Annotated in this window: 14 protein-coding genes; 8 read left to right on the top strand and 6 right to left on the bottom strand. The window is 66.9% G+C overall.

Annotated elements, in window-relative coordinates:
- Positions 1–35 precede the first annotated feature (35 nt).
- Both JSV65_10570 and JSV65_10565 read right to left on the bottom strand, forming a co-directional pair.
- A complete protein-coding gene (locus JSV65_10570; protein ID UCH33035.1) occupies positions 36–1,385 on the bottom strand; it encodes a tetratricopeptide repeat protein in 1,350 nt (449 codons plus the stop codon).
- A 125-nt stretch (positions 1,386–1,510) separates the two neighbouring features.
- Positions 1,511–2,557: a polyprenyl synthetase family protein gene (locus tag JSV65_10565; GenBank protein ID UCH33034.1), complete on the bottom strand. Its 1,047-nt coding sequence runs from the start codon at positions 2,555–2,557 to the stop codon at positions 1,511–1,513.
- 214 nt (positions 2,558–2,771) lie between these two features.
- Here JSV65_10565 and JSV65_10560 point away from each other — a divergent pair, with 214 nt between their 5' ends.
- The 4 genes from JSV65_10560 to JSV65_10545 all read left to right on the top strand — a co-directional run bounded on the left by JSV65_10560 (position 2,772) and on the right by JSV65_10545 (position 5,355).
- On the top strand, positions 2,772–3,770 hold the full coding sequence (locus tag JSV65_10560) for an ROK family protein (protein UCH33033.1): 999 nt from the start codon (positions 2,772–2,774) through the stop codon (positions 3,768–3,770).
- A complete protein-coding gene (locus JSV65_10555; GenBank protein ID UCH33032.1) occupies positions 3,767–4,687 on the top strand; it encodes an NAD-dependent epimerase/dehydratase family protein in 921 nt (306 codons plus the stop codon). The genes JSV65_10560 and JSV65_10555 overlap by 4 nt, the downstream gene beginning before the upstream one ends.
- A gap of 142 nt (positions 4,688–4,829) precedes the next feature.
- Positions 4,830–5,096, top strand: a complete 267-nt coding sequence (locus JSV65_10550) for a hypothetical protein (GenBank protein ID UCH33031.1) — start codon at positions 4,830–4,832, stop codon at positions 5,094–5,096.
- A complete protein-coding gene (locus JSV65_10545; GenBank protein ID UCH33030.1) occupies positions 5,086–5,355 on the top strand; it encodes a DUF3467 domain-containing protein in 270 nt (89 codons plus the stop codon). Before JSV65_10550 ends, JSV65_10545 begins: the two co-directional genes overlap by 11 nt.
- Before the next feature lie 68 nt (positions 5,356–5,423).
- Here JSV65_10545 and JSV65_10540 read toward each other — a convergent pair whose 3' ends face one another.
- Together JSV65_10540 and JSV65_10535 are read right to left on the bottom strand one after the other, a co-directional pair.
- The gene (locus JSV65_10540; GenBank protein UCH33029.1) at positions 5,424–6,425 is read right to left on the bottom strand and encodes an NDP-sugar synthase; all 1,002 of its coding nucleotides are present in this window, start codon (positions 6,423–6,425) and stop codon (positions 5,424–5,426) included.
- A 6-nt stretch (positions 6,426–6,431) separates the two neighbouring features.
- The gene (locus JSV65_10535) at positions 6,432–6,848 is read right to left on the bottom strand and encodes a hypothetical protein (protein ID UCH33028.1); all 417 of its coding nucleotides are present in this window, start codon (positions 6,846–6,848) and stop codon (positions 6,432–6,434) included.
- A 230-nt stretch (positions 6,849–7,078) separates the two neighbouring features.
- Between JSV65_10535 and JSV65_10530 the strand changes: the two genes are divergently transcribed.
- The 3 genes from JSV65_10530 to JSV65_10520 all read left to right on the top strand — a co-directional run bounded on the left by JSV65_10530 (position 7,079) and on the right by JSV65_10520 (position 10,609).
- Positions 7,079–8,014: an ADP-ribosylglycohydrolase family protein gene (locus JSV65_10530; protein ID UCH33027.1), complete on the top strand. Its 936-nt coding sequence runs from the start codon at positions 7,079–7,081 to the stop codon at positions 8,012–8,014.
- 68 nt (positions 8,015–8,082) lie between these two features.
- A complete protein-coding gene (locus tag JSV65_10525) occupies positions 8,083–8,715 on the top strand; it encodes a 1-acyl-sn-glycerol-3-phosphate acyltransferase (GenBank protein ID UCH33026.1) in 633 nt (210 codons plus the stop codon).
- A gap of 94 nt (positions 8,716–8,809) precedes the next feature.
- A complete protein-coding gene (locus JSV65_10520; protein UCH33025.1) occupies positions 8,810–10,609 on the top strand; it encodes an ABC transporter ATP-binding protein in 1,800 nt (599 codons plus the stop codon).
- 60 nt (positions 10,610–10,669) lie between these two features.
- Here JSV65_10520 and JSV65_10515 read toward each other — a convergent pair whose 3' ends face one another.
- Together JSV65_10515 and gcvH are read right to left on the bottom strand one after the other, a co-directional pair.
- Positions 10,670–11,569 (bottom strand): DMT family transporter, encoded by a 900-nt coding sequence (locus JSV65_10515; GenBank protein ID UCH33024.1) that lies wholly within the window; start codon positions 11,567–11,569, stop codon positions 10,670–10,672.
- A gap of 104 nt (positions 11,570–11,673) precedes the next feature.
- Complete coding sequence (gene gcvH, locus JSV65_10510) at positions 11,674–12,063, bottom strand: glycine cleavage system protein GcvH (protein ID UCH33023.1); 390 nt, start codon at positions 12,061–12,063, stop codon at positions 11,674–11,676.
- Positions 12,064–12,488: 425 nt separating this feature from the next.
- Here gcvH and JSV65_10505 point away from each other — a divergent pair, with 425 nt between their 5' ends.
- Entirely contained in the window at positions 12,489–12,956 is a 468-nt protein-coding gene (locus JSV65_10505) for a YbhB/YbcL family Raf kinase inhibitor-like protein (GenBank protein ID UCH36748.1), read from the top strand.
- The last annotated feature ends 138 nt before the right edge of the window (positions 12,957–13,094 follow it).

The raw sequence follows: 13,094 nt of genomic DNA, 5'->3' as shown, positions 1-13,094 counted from the left end.
CTGCGGCGCGGGTTCGCCCAGCGGTGTTCGGGCGCCTAACGCTGCTCTGCCGCGGCGGGGCGGAATGTGACGACCGCGCCGGGGGGCAGAACCACTGAGTGCCAACCCCCGTCCAGCCGGCCGACGTCACCATCCTCGCCGCCCAGCAGATGCCCGTTGAACGCAGTCGCCGCACCGCATCCCTTACAAACCGCGCGCCACGCGCCCGCGGGGAGATAGACCCAGTGGGCGACATCGCCCTCAGTCGGTCGCTGGACGGCCCGCAACTCGATACCAGTCGAGGATGCCCGGCGCAGCGCCTCTTCCACGCCTGCCGCGAAATCGCGGCTCGCGTTGCCGGCCGTCAGGCGCATCGCACTCGCGAGAAGCCGCCCGCCGAACGCTCGCTCGAGGTAGCTCGCATAGCCGAGGTAGTAGTCCATCCCCCTCGCCGAAGCATCATCGAGCAAGGACGATCCCGGGCCGGTTTGCAGAAAGAGGTGCATGCACCGCTCGGCGTCCGCGATGAGCGGCGCGAAGTCGGCGGCGGAGAGCCACGGATGCTCCGGCGCACTTGCCCTGCGGTCCGTGAGCCAGCGGGAGAAGAGATGCTCGCCGAGCCTCCCGTTCGCCCATGGTTCGGGCTCGTCGAAATGATTCACGCCGGGCAGCGCCGCGTGGCCGCATTCGTGGATCACCTGGCGCACCCACTCGCCCGGATGCCGCTCGCGGGCCGCGTCGAGCAGGTAGATGCTGCCGCCCGAGGTCTCCGCACCGGCCCGGCCCAGCTCCGCGAGCCACACGTCGAGCGGTCTGCCAGGCGGTCCGACCGGCCCGAGGTGCTCCTCGCGCGCGCACGCGGCCCGCAGCAGCAGCGCCGTGCAATGGCCCGCCGTCTCCCGGCGCGTCGCGCCTGCGGCGGAGCTGTAGTGCACGACAAACGTCAGACTCCACCGGCCGACCTCGGGATCGAGCACATAGCCGTAACACGCTCGGTCGAAGCGCCAGCCGAACTGGGGATCCGTCGCAGGAGCATCGCGATCATCGCCTGGGAAGTAGAGCGCCTCGCGGAGGTGGGCGGCTGCGCCGCAACCGCGCTCGACGAGTTCGAGAGCGATTCGGGCCTTCGTGAAAGGGATGGCCTTGGCGGTGCGCCGAGCCATGGACCGAGGGAAGCGTTCCTCCAGGAGGCGTTGCATGTGCTCGCCGTCGCGGGGATCCGGGTCGAGGAGCCATGCCGCGGCGACGCTGTCGAGCGCCTTCTCGTGCAGTCCCTTCTCGGCGTATAACCTGCTCAGCCAGCGATGGGCAAGCGCGAGACCGTCGTCTTCGGCGACGGCCTGCTCCAGGTGAGTGATGGCGGCTTCCCGGTCACCGCGCGCGGCGGCCGCGCGTGCCTCCGCCAATGCCACGTACGGATCCGCAGCCGCGGGGGTCAAGAGCAGACAGAGTAGTGGGATCGCCAGCACGCAAAGCGCGGACGCGCCTGGACTGAGCATGGAGTCAGGCCGACGGCCGGTATTCACGAGGGTCAGTTCCGGGTAGTGATGGGTGCTGCGAGTGCGTCGCGGGTGAGGGCGAGAAGACACTCGCGCGCCGGCGACTCCGCCAGCTCGACGAGCTGGTCTGCCGCCTCGTCGGCGAAGCGCCGAATGCGGCCCGTCGCGTATTCGAAGCCCCCGGCCTCAGCGATGACCTCGCGTATGCGCGCCAGATCCACACCTGCGCCCACCTGGCCGTTGAGGATGGCCCTCAGTTCGTCACGCGAAGCGGGCGAGCCGTCGCGCAGCGCGTGGATGATGGGGAGCGTGATCTGGCCCTGCGCCAGGTCCCGCGCCACCGGCTTGCCCATGGCCTCCGGCACCCCGGTGAGGTCGGATACGTCATCCGCGATCTGGTAGGCAATGCCGAAGCGCCTGCCGAAGGAATCAAGCGTCTGCCGTTCACGCTCACCCGCCTCGGCGGCGGCGGCTCCGAGGCGGCAACTCGCCGCGAAGAGCGAAGCGGTCTTCTCCGACACGATGTCGAGGTACTGCGCCTCGGTCAGATCCAGGCCGGCCAACATCGTCTCCCGGATTTGGCCGCGGCACATTTCCCGCGCGGTGTCGGCGATCTCCATCATGACCAGGCGCTCGCCGCTCTCCGTCAACCGCTTGAAGGCGCCCGCGAGCAGGTGATCGCCCAGCAGCACCGCCATCTTGTTGCCCCACACCGCGCGCGTGGAGGCCATTCCACGACGCGTGTCGGCTTCGTCAATCACATCGTCATGAACCAGCGATACCCCGTGCAGGACTTCGATCACAGCCGCCGGGAGTATGCACGCCGGCCCGGCGTAACCGCACGCCCGCGCGGCGAGCAGCAGCAGCCCTGGCCGAAGTCGCTTGCCAGGGGTCGCGGCCAGGTGGCGGGCGGCCTCGGCTACCGGTATCTGGTCGCCGGCCGCGATCGCAGCCACCTCGGCCGCCACGCACTCGAGATCCGACGCGATATCAGGGCACAGTTCTTCAAGGACTATCATGGCAAACGGCGGAGGGCGCACGCCGATGGGCGCCGAGCCCGTTCCCTCCGCCACGAACATTATAGACAACACTCGGGGGAGTGTCAATTGACGGCGAGGCGCGGCTGTGTAACCGCAGAACGGTGGCCTAAACCACTAATAGTGCGCAGGGGCGGCGGTCGGCGGCCGGTCCGCTGCACACCGCCCCCGCGACTCGCAGGGAACGGCCGCGTCTTTGTCGAACAGCCATTCCCAGCGGAAGCGGCCGCTGGCTTTCTTCGACGGAGGCGCTCCCATGGCTCAGCTCAAGCCGAACCCGAAGGCGCAGTACGTCGCCGGCGTAGACATCGGCGGCACCAACGTGCGCGCCGGAATCCTCGACAAGCAAGCGCACATCCTGTGTGACGCGCGCCGCCCCGCGCTCGCCGATCAGGGCATGCCGAAGACGCTCGAGCAGGTTGTCGAGGCATTGCGCGAGGCGATGGCAGAGCACGGCATCACGGCTCAGGATCTGTGCGGCATCGGCATGGGGGTGCCCGGTCTCCACGATTCGCCGCAGGGGATCTGCCACTTCTCACCAAACTTCGCGGACTGCCGCGACGTCGCGGTGACGGAACCCGTTCAGGCCGCGCTCGGCGTCGCCACCTTCATGCTCAACGACGTTAAGACGGCCACCCTCGGCGAGTACCGTTTCGGCGCCGGCAAGGGCGCCCGGCACATGGTCATGATCACCCTCGGAACCGGCATTGGGGGCGGCGTCGTCAGCGACGGCGAACTGCGCCTGGGTTCGACCGAGGGCTTCGCCGAAGTCGGACACATGGTGATTGAGGTCAACGGGCCGAAATGCGGCTGCGGCAACCACGGCTGCTGGGAAGCGCTCGCCGGTCGCGACGCCATCATTGACCGCGCCATCGTCAAACTGCAAACCGGCCGCGAGAGCCTGCTCGGCGAGCGTATTGAGTACGACATCTCGCGCGTCACCCCGGCCCTTATCGTGGAATGCGCGAGCGAGGGCGACGGCCTGTGCGTGGAAGTGATGGCGGAGACGGGGCACTACGTCGGCGTCGGCCTGACCAACCTGATCACGCTCTACAACCCCGAGGTGCTGGTCGTCGGCGGCGGCATCGCGCAGGCCGGAGAGGTGCTCCTCGCGCCCGCCCGCCGGGTGGTTGCGGCACGCGCCATGATGGTACCCGCGAGTTCGGCGCGCATCGTACCCGCGGAACTGGGCGATGACGCGGGCATCGTCGGCGCTTCCGTGCTCGTCATGCGCGAAATGGAGCGCGGCGCGTGAGGATTCTGGTCACCGGCGGCGCCGGGTTCATCGGGTCGCATGTCGTGGACGCGTATGTCGAGGCCGGCCACGAGGTCGCGGTCGTGGACGACCTGTCATCCGGCGCGCGCCAGAACGTCAACCCGGCAGCGGCTTTTCACCAGCTGAGCATTCTCGACCCGTGCCTCGAAGAGGTATTCGCGGCGCACCAGCCGCAGGTCGTAAATCATCACGCGGCCCAGATTGACGTGCGCCGATCGGTGGCCGACCCGGCGCATGATATCGAAGTGAATGTCGTCGGCACGGTTCGCGTCCTGGAACGCTGCGCAGCCCATGGCGTGGAGCGGGTCATATTCTCGTCCACGGGCGGCGCGATATACGGCGAGCCGGAATACCTGCCTGCGGACGAGAGCCATCCGGTCAAGCCCCTCGCGCCGTACGGGCTCGACAAGTTCGCCGCCGAGCAGTTCCTGCGTATCTTCCAACAGCAGGGTGGGCCGAAATGCTCGATCCTGCGCTACGCCAACGTGTATGGGCCGCGCCAGGATCCCCACGGCGAAGCGGGGGTGATCGCCATCTTTGCCAATGCCATGCTGCGTGGGGATGCCCCGACGATATTCGGCAACGGGGAGCAGACGCGCGACTTCGTCTATGTCGGCGATGTGGTGCGAGCAAACATACTCGCCACGGAGGCTGACCCTCCCGGACCGGTGAATATCGGCACCGGGCGGCCGACGTCCGTCAACGACCTCTACGCCTTGATGGCCGCGCTCACCGGCTTCCAGCACGCCGCGCGGCATGCCCCGGAACGGCCCGGCGAGGTGCGGGAGATCTACCTGGACTGCCGCCTGGCGGAGCGCTGCCTCGGCTGGTCGGCCCAGGTTCCGATGGACGACGGACTGACGCGGGTAGTCGAGCATTTCCGTGGAGCCGCGTAGGCCGTGCTCATCCGGCGCGTGTCGAGCCCACTGATGCAAATGGGTGTTTGCTTTCGCCCTCCTCTCCCCTTGCCAACCGGGGAGCCAAATGCTAGAATTCTAGCGGTGAGGCGAGCGTTTTCCGGAATGGAGGGTGTGAGGGATGAGGCACGAGGAGAACCCGCTGGATTTCCCCCTGTCCTTGGGACATCTGGGCGACCTCTCGGTCTATCTCGCTCCTGATGAGGACGGGGAGCCGCAGCCGATCGTCCTCGATGCGCCCGCACGCGGCTTCCTGGGGTCGCTCGTTCCCCTCGCTGAGGCCGCGATCAGGGCCGACCTGCGCCGCATGGCACAGGAGGCCGAAGCTGAACTGGAGGAGCGCGCAGAGAAAAGCGCCTCCGGGGAGAGCAGTGACAGTGCCCGATGAAGAGCCGACCGAGGATTTCCCCGTTGTCTACGCCAATTTCGCGCGGATAACCCACGGCCCGTTGGAGTTCTTGCTCGACTTCAAGCGCAGCACGCCCGAGCAGCCGGATCCGAATAAGTCCGAGCCCCTCACCCGCGTTGTGCTCCATCCGGCCGTAGCGAAGTCATTCGTGCGCGCGCTGGAGGAGAACGTCCGCAACTACGAGAAGAACTTCGGCGTCATCCCCGAACCGCCCCATCCGCCGTCGGTAGTGCATTAGATCGCGCTGCCGCCGGCCTAGCGGCAGGAGGCCATTACAGGGGCTGCGCGTCGGGCCTCCTCAGCGCCTTATGCCCATACCACGCACCCGGGGGCGAATATCGCCCTGCGGGCAGCCATTTCGGGGACGTCCACCCCGTCCCACACGACACATTCGTCCAGCCGCGCTCGGCCGGGGATGCGCGCCCCAGCCCCAATGACCGGCCGACGCACGTGCCCGGCGCTTTCCACCCGGCATCCCGCCCCGAGGACCGCCGGACCCTCGACTGCGCCGGAGACGATCTCCGCCGCACCATCACGCCATACACCGGGTGCGATCTCCTCGCCTTCGGCGGTAATGCCCGCCCGCCCATCGAGAGAATCAACGTTTGCTTCGAGGTATTCCTGCGGGTTGCCGATGTCCTTCCAGTACCCCGCCGCGACCCACGCGAAGAACGGGGCGCCGCGCTCGAGCAGCAGCGGAAACACTTGCTTGCCGAAGTCAAAGAACTCGCCTGCCGGAACGAGATCCAGCACCTCCGGTTCCAGGATGTAGACGCCGGTATTGGCGAGGCGGCTCTTCGCTTCGTTGGCCTGGGGCTTCTCCTCGAACGACTTAATCCGCCCATCGTCCTCGGTGACGACGATGCCGAACTGGCTGACTCGCCCCGGATCCACCTGGGACACGGCTATGGTTGCCAGAGCACTCCGCTCCCGATGAAATGCCGTCATCGACGTGAGGTCGAAGTCCGCCAGGTCATCGCCCCCGATCACGAGAAACGACTCGCCGCCGAAAAAGCTTGCGACGTTCCTGGCGCCGCCGGCCGTGCCGAGGATCTGCTCTTCGCGGGAGTACTCCAGGGAGACGCCGAACTGGGAACCGTCGCCGAAGTAGGATGCGATCTGCTCGCCGTGGTGGTGCAGGTTGGCGATGAGGTGGGTGACGCCGTGGCGCCGCAGGAGGGCGACGATGTGCGCCATGACCGGGCGGTTGAGCACGGGCACCATCGGCTTGGCGGTGGCAAAGGTTAGGGGATACAGGCGCGTGCCGCCGCCCGCAGCCAGGATCATCCCCTTTGGATGCGAGGCCAACGGCGCTCAGCCCTCGTCTGAGGTCTTGCCGCCGGCGCCCGCGCGCCGCATCCAGCGATCGCGCAGGGCCTCCGCGGCCCGGCGCATTCCGGTGAGCACAGAGTTGACGCCGATGGCGGGCTGCACCACGGTATCCCGTATGACCTCGGATGTCGACTCGACGCGCCTGGCCACGTGATCCGCAGTGGTTTGCGCGGTCTCCGCGATATGCTCCGCGCGATCCGCCACTGTGTGCGCCGCCCCGGTGACCTTCGATACGGCGTCTTCGACCTGCTTGATGACGGGATTCACGCGGTCGTTGATCTGGCGGATCAGCGACTTGACCTTGAATATCACGTAGAGGACTGCAATAAGGAGCGCTAGGGCGAGCACGATATACATCACGAGGTAGATTCCGAGCAGCACCTGTGTCGTTTGGCTCATCGGATTCCTCCAGTCTCCAGCAGCCCAGAAGGCCCCGGGGCTCCGGCGCTACGTCGCCTGATTATAGCGGGGCGGCTTTGTAGGGTCAAGGCGAGTCTGTTCGTATCGCGGCACGCAACGGACCGGGTGTAATGCGAAAGAACGCGGAGACGCAGCTCGCACCGGCCCCGACACGCGACCTGCGGGCAGGGAAACCTGCGGCGCTCGGTGAACCCTTGCGGCGAAGCACGATGTCGAATCGGACGCCGGACAAACCGGATGCAGGGCGTCTTGTGGGGTGCCTCGTCGGCCTCGCGATAGGCGACGCGCTGGGCATGCCTGCTGAGGGACTGACGCGGCACGAGATCCACGCGCGCTGGGGCAGGATCGCCGATTTCTTGCCCGCGCCCGACTTACGCGCGGGCCAGTACACCGACGACACGCAGATGGCCATCGCCATCGGGGAGTCCATCGTCAGGGTCGGACGGTTTGACGCCGATGCAGCTGCGCAAGCACTGAGCGAGTGGTGGGCGGGAGGCGATCCGCGCCGACCGGGCGCTGGCACCGCGGAGGCGTGCGAACGGCTCCTGCGCGGCGCAGCATGGCGCGACGCGGGATCACAGTCGGCAGGCTGCGGCCCCGTCCCGAGGGCGGTCGTGATCGGCCTCCTGGACTGCCGCAGCCCGGGGGGACTCGTCGAGGACGTCGTGGCATCCAGCCTGATGACCCACCGCGACGCGCGCGCGGTCGCAGGTGCCGTGACCATCGCCGCGGCGGTCGCTCACCTGCTCTTCGCACAGGGGCCGCTCGACGTCGCTGCGTTCCTGGATCATGCCGCCGCAGCCGCCGAAGAACACGACCGCCGAATGACCACCGCGATCCGAGGCATTCCTGATGTGCTCGACCTCCCGCCGAGGTTGGCGATGAACGAGTTGGGTTGCTCCGGCCTCGCCGTCGAAGCGGTCCCGGCGGCAGTTTACTGCTTTGTCTCTACGCCCGATGACTTCGCGGAATCGGTTCTGCTGGCCGTCAACGGCGGGGGCGATTGTGATACGATTGCCGCTGTGACCGGGGCGTTGAGCGGAGCCTACCTCGGTCTGCCGGGCATTCCGCCGGCGTGGGCGGAAGGAGTGGAAGGATCACAGCAACTGCAGCAACTGGCGCGCGAGATTCACGCCCTGGCGTAGATCGCCGCAGCACTGAGCGCGGTCCCGGGGACAAGGGCCTTGCCCGCCGTTTTCTCTATTTCGTCTGCGTGCGCGCAATCCGAGCGCTGCTGTTCGTGTTCTGCCGCTGGCAGGTGACCGGACGCAGGAATGTCCCGCGGCGGGGTGGGTTCATCGTCGCACCGAACCACATCAGCTACCTCGATCCGCCGGTGGCCGGCTCGGCCCTGCACCGCCAGATATTCTTCATGGCCAAGGTCGAGTTGTTCGAGATCCCTTTCTTGGGCTGGCTCATTGGTCAGTACGGCTCGTTCCCGGTCAACCGCGGTGTAGCGGACCGAGCCGCGCTGCGGCGCGCAGAGCAACTGCTGCGGGCCGGGGAAGGGGTCATGGTCTTCCCGGAGGGCACGCGCAGCCCTGACGGGAGACTGATGCCGTCGGAACTGGGGATCGCCATGCTCGCGCTGCGCACGGGCGTGCCGGTATTGCCCATCGGAGTGGATGGCACCGACCGTGCCCTGCCCCGGCACTCTCCCATCATCCGCCCGGCAAGGATCCGCGTCAGGATCGCGCGCCCGCTCAGGTTCGACGACCTGCACGGCGGCGGCCCGCTGAGGCGCCAGGCGGTCGAGGAGGCCGCGCGGAGAATCACCGCCGCCCTCGTCGAACTGCTGCCCGCATGGCGGACAGCACGTGTCAGGGCGATGACCCAGGACCGGTAACAGCCAAGTCGCGTGGGCATCTGCCTGCCGCTTCGCGAATTGACACTACCTCGCTCACGCGGATACTATACGGACGAGGGAGGATGGCGCCCGCATGGGTTCCCTGCGCCGACTGCTCCCCATATTGCGGCCGCACACGCGTACCGTCGCCATCGGCACCCTGTTGATGATCGGTGTCGCGGGCACCGGTCTCCTGCCGCCGCTGCTGATCAAGCGCACGATTGATGATGTGCTGCTGGCGCACAAGCCCGCGCTGCTGCTGCCGATGGCGATCGCGTTCGTGCTCGTGTTCGGCGTGCACGCCTTGTTTGTGGCGCGCCGCACGTACGTCATGCACGTACTTGGGCAGCGCTTCGTGCTCGATATCCGCCGCCGCCTCTACGACCATCTGCAGCGCCTCTCGCTGACCTACTACGATGCGCGGCAGACCGGCGAAATCATGAGCCGCGTCAGCAACGACGTCAACGTGCTGGAGGATCTGGTCGTCCACGGCACGGATACGGTCATCGTCCAGATCCTGACCCTCGTCGGCGCCGCGGCCATCGTCTTCGGCTATCTGTCATGGGAGTTGGGCCTGGTCATTCTCGCGCCGGTCCCGATTCTGCTGGTAAGCATCTACCGCTTCAGCCTCCGCATTCGACCCATCTACCGCTCGATCCGCGACCGCCTGGGTGACATCAACGCGCGTCTGCAGGATAACCTCTCGGGCATTCGCGTCATCAAGGCCTTCACCCGCGAGGGGTTTGAGCAGGAGCGCTTTGACCGCGAGAGCACCGAGTATTACGACATGAACGTTCGCGGCATCCGGCTGTGGAGCAGCTTCTTCCCGAAGATCGAGTATCTGGTCAGCCTCGGCATGGTGGGTGTGATTACCGTGGGCGGCTGGCTCTTCATCCAGGACAGGTTCCCCTTCGGCACCGTCGCCGCCGCGCTGCTCTACGTCGACATGTTCTACCGACCCGTCGGGGAACTCTTCCGGGTCTACGATGTCATTCTCCGCGCCAGTGCGGGGGCCGACCGCATCTTCGAGATCTTCGACGCGCAGACCGAGGTGCGCGACGCGCCGGACGCGGTGGCCTTTGAGGACCTCCGCGGGGAGGTGGCGTTCGACGACGTGTACTTCCGCTACGCCACCGGTGAGCAGGTGCTGCAGGGCATCAACCTGCACGTCAACCCAGGCGAGCGCATTGCGCTGGTCGGGCGCAGCGGAGCGGGCAAGACCAGCATCATCAACTTGCTGCCGCGCTTCTACGACCCGGAGAGCGGCGCGATCCGGATTGACGGCCGCGACATCCGCACTGCCGCGCTGGATTCGCTCCGCTCACGCATCGCCATGGTACTGCAGGAGACATTCCTCTTCAGCGGCACCGTGCGAGAGAATCTCGCCTACGGCAATCTCAACGCCACCGACCACGAAATCGAGGAGGCCGCCAAGGTCGCCAACGCGCACGAGTTCATCATGGAACTCCCCGACGGCTATGAGACCCAGGTTGGCGAGCGCGGCATCAAGCTGTCCGGCGGGCAGAAGCAGCGCATCGCCATCGCGCGCGCGGTGCTCGCCGACCCGCGCATTCTCATCCTCGACGAGGCGACATCGTCGGTGGACGCGGAGTCGGAGTACCTGATCCACCAGGCACTCGAGCGGCTGATGCGCGGGCGCACCACGTTCATCGTCGCCCATCGGCTCTCGACGATCAAGAACGCCGACCGCATCGTCGTCCTCGAAGACGGCCGCGTCGTCGCGCAGGCGGATCACCAGACGCTGCTAGCCACCAGCCCGGTGTACGCGCAGTTGTACGACATGCAGTTCCGCGTCGAGGCGGCGTCGGAGGCGGAGCAACGGTCGGCGCCCGCTGACGGCGCAGACGGACGTCCTCCCTGGGCGGGATTCTAGGGCGCTACTTCGCTGCTGCGGCATCAGCCGCGCAGGCCATCACGCGGCGGCGGCGGCCGGTTACGCTGGCGCGTCTTCAGAGGGCACCCGTCGAGGCTTGAGGCGCCCGCCCGCGCCGGTCACCACCATCAGCGCGATTCCGCCGACGACGAGCGCGGCGCCGCCGAGAATGAAGCCCGTCAGTTCCTCGCCCAGCAGCAGATGCGCTTCGATCATGGTGAACACGGGCATCAAGGCGCTCACCAGCGCCACAGAGCTGGCCTCCATGACGCGCAGCCCGCGCACCATGAGCAGATAGCCCATTCCCGTGCAGGCGAAGCCGAGCGCCCCGAGGTAAGCCAGTTCCAGCGCCGTCGGCGGCCGGCTTAACGGCGGTGCGAAAGCCGCTGCGATCGCCGCGATGCCGGCTCCGATGACGAGTATCGGAATCACCGTCTCGGCCACGCCGCCCGACCGCAGCAGCACCTTCTGGCTGAGCCCGTAGATGGACCAGCTCAAGCCGCCTGCGGCTATTATCAGGTTGCCCGCAAGATACCGGGATTGCGCGAGACCGGCGAGGCTTTCACCGTTCCACGCCACCAGAGATACTCCGCTGAAGCACAGGGCCATCCCGAGGCCTTTGGCGCGGGTGACCGGCTCCTTGAGGATGAGTATGCCCCACAGGGCGAGACCGATGACTTCGACCTGTACGATGAGGTTCGCCGCCGTGGCAGTAGTGCGCGCAACGCCGAGGGTGTAGAGAAGGTAGTTCCCGCCGATGCCGGCCCCGCCCAAGGCCAGCCAAACGCGCTCCCGGCCGCGCCATCGAATTCGCGCGCCGGTCGCAGAGGCCCTATCCGCGATCAGCCCCTCCGCGACCACCAGGAAAGCCGCGCCCATCACGAGCCGCAGCAGCGCCACCCACCTGACATCAAACGGCGGCGCCACTTGCTTGATTAATAGAGGGACGCAGCTCCACAACAACACCGCCGCTACAACATATAGGACGCCCACCGCTCCGAGACGCTTAGCCGTCGCGCGCCCAACGCCGGGTACGCGACGGCTACTCACGCGCACCTCTCATCTTACGACGACTGTTCCTTCTCGAGCACCGCCTGGTAAGCAGCCGCATCCAGCAGCGACTCCGCTTCCGTAGGATCGCTCATGCGCACCTTCACCAGCCATCCGTCACCGTACGGGTCGCGATTCACAGTCTCCGGTTCATCCACCAGCGCCTCATTGATCGCCGTGACCTCGCCGCTGACGGGGCTTACAACGTCACTCACCGCCTTGACCGATTCCACCTGCCCAAGAGGCGCACCACCGTTCACCTCGTCCCCCACCTCGGGTAGGTCAACGTACACGAGGTCGCCCATCTGATCCTGAGCGTAATCGGTAATGCCGATTATCGCAATATCGCCTTCAATGCGCGCCCATTGGTGACTTTCAGTATAAACCAAGTCATCCGGATACATCAGAACCTCCTTCGGGACAAATTATCTCCATATTCTGCGCCTTGTTCGTCGGTCGGCATGGAATACCTGCCCGGGGATAGCGCTCAATCGCAATGACCCGCGGCGCCTGCGTGCCGGCCGGATTCTCGTCCGAAACGCCCCGCGGCGCCCTTTGGCGCAAGCCCTGCGTGTCTCGGCAACCGCCAACGGGAACATTACTCCAGCACTGCTTGCCGTGCCGGACGCCTTCCTTACCACTTCGCCCTATGGTAGCATACAAGAGCGGGCCCGAATTGTCATCTCGATCCGGTACAGGGAGGCGAGCCATGCGCCACAGCTCGGCCATCGTAACGGTAGTGCTTGTCGTCCTCTATGCCGCCGGATGCGCCCAGCGCGCCCCGGCGCCGGCACCGCAGTCGCTCCCGTCTCCAGAGGAGGTGACCGCCATGACCTTCAGCCTGACCAGCAGCGCTTTCAAGGACGGCGACAGGATCCCCGCCAAGTACACGGCGGACGGGGCCGACGTATCGCCGCCGTTGTCATGGGATAAGCTGCCCGAGGGCACGGTCTCGCTCGCCGTGATCTGTGACGACCCCGACGCGCCGGCCGGGACCTGGACTCACTGGGTGCTCTACGATCTGCCCGCGGACCGTGCCGAGCTTCCCGAGGGCGTTCCCTCACGCGAGACCGTCCCGGAGCTCGGCGGGGCGAAGCACGGCCTCAATGACTTCGGCATCGCGGGCTACGGGGGGCCATCGCCGCCGCGCGGGCCGGCGCACCACTATCACTTCAGGCTCTATGCTCTCGACGCGAAGCTCGACCTGCCCGCCCGCGGGCGCAAGGGCGACGTAGACAAGGCGACGCAGGGGCATATCCTCGGTCAGGCACAACTCGTCGGCCTCTATGGCCGCTGAGAAACGAAGACGCGTCGGCAACCAGGTCACCGTTGGCAGCCGAAGGTGCGGAACGGCGCAGCTGGTTCGTCGTCGCGGATGCTCTGGCACGTCCAACCCGGAGCGCCGAGCAGGACGCAGTGTCACGCTCGGCCTCTA

The sequence above is a fragment of the Armatimonadota bacterium genome (genome assembly GCA_020354555.1).
Classification (GTDB): domain Bacteria; phylum Armatimonadota; class Hebobacteria.
This window is presented reverse-complemented; position numbering and strand designations above follow the sequence as displayed.

Bases quoted from the DNA above. Each gene is read 5' to 3' on its own strand.
- JSV65_10505 (UCH36748.1), top strand. From the start codon at position 12,489: ATGACCTTCAGCCTGACCAGCAGCGCTTTCAAGGACGGCGACAGGATC.
- gcvH (UCH33023.1), bottom strand. From the start codon at position 12,063: ATGTATCCGGATGACTTGGTTTATACTGAAAGTCACCAATGGGCGCGC.
- JSV65_10550 (UCH33031.1), top strand. From the start codon at position 4,830: ATGAGGCACGAGGAGAACCCGCTGGATTTCCCCCTGTCCTTGGGACAT.
- JSV65_10530 (UCH33027.1), top strand. From the start codon at position 7,079: ATGTCGAATCGGACGCCGGACAAACCGGATGCAGGGCGTCTTGTGGGG.
- JSV65_10535 (UCH33028.1), bottom strand. From the start codon at position 6,848: ATGAGCCAAACGACACAGGTGCTGCTCGGAATCTACCTCGTGATGTAT.
- JSV65_10560 (UCH33033.1), top strand. From the start codon at position 2,772: ATGGCTCAGCTCAAGCCGAACCCGAAGGCGCAGTACGTCGCCGGCGTA.
- JSV65_10565 (UCH33034.1), bottom strand. From the start codon at position 2,557: ATGTTCGTGGCGGAGGGAACGGGCTCGGCGCCCATCGGCGTGCGCCCT.
- JSV65_10520 (UCH33025.1), top strand. From the start codon at position 8,810: ATGGGTTCCCTGCGCCGACTGCTCCCCATATTGCGGCCGCACACGCGT.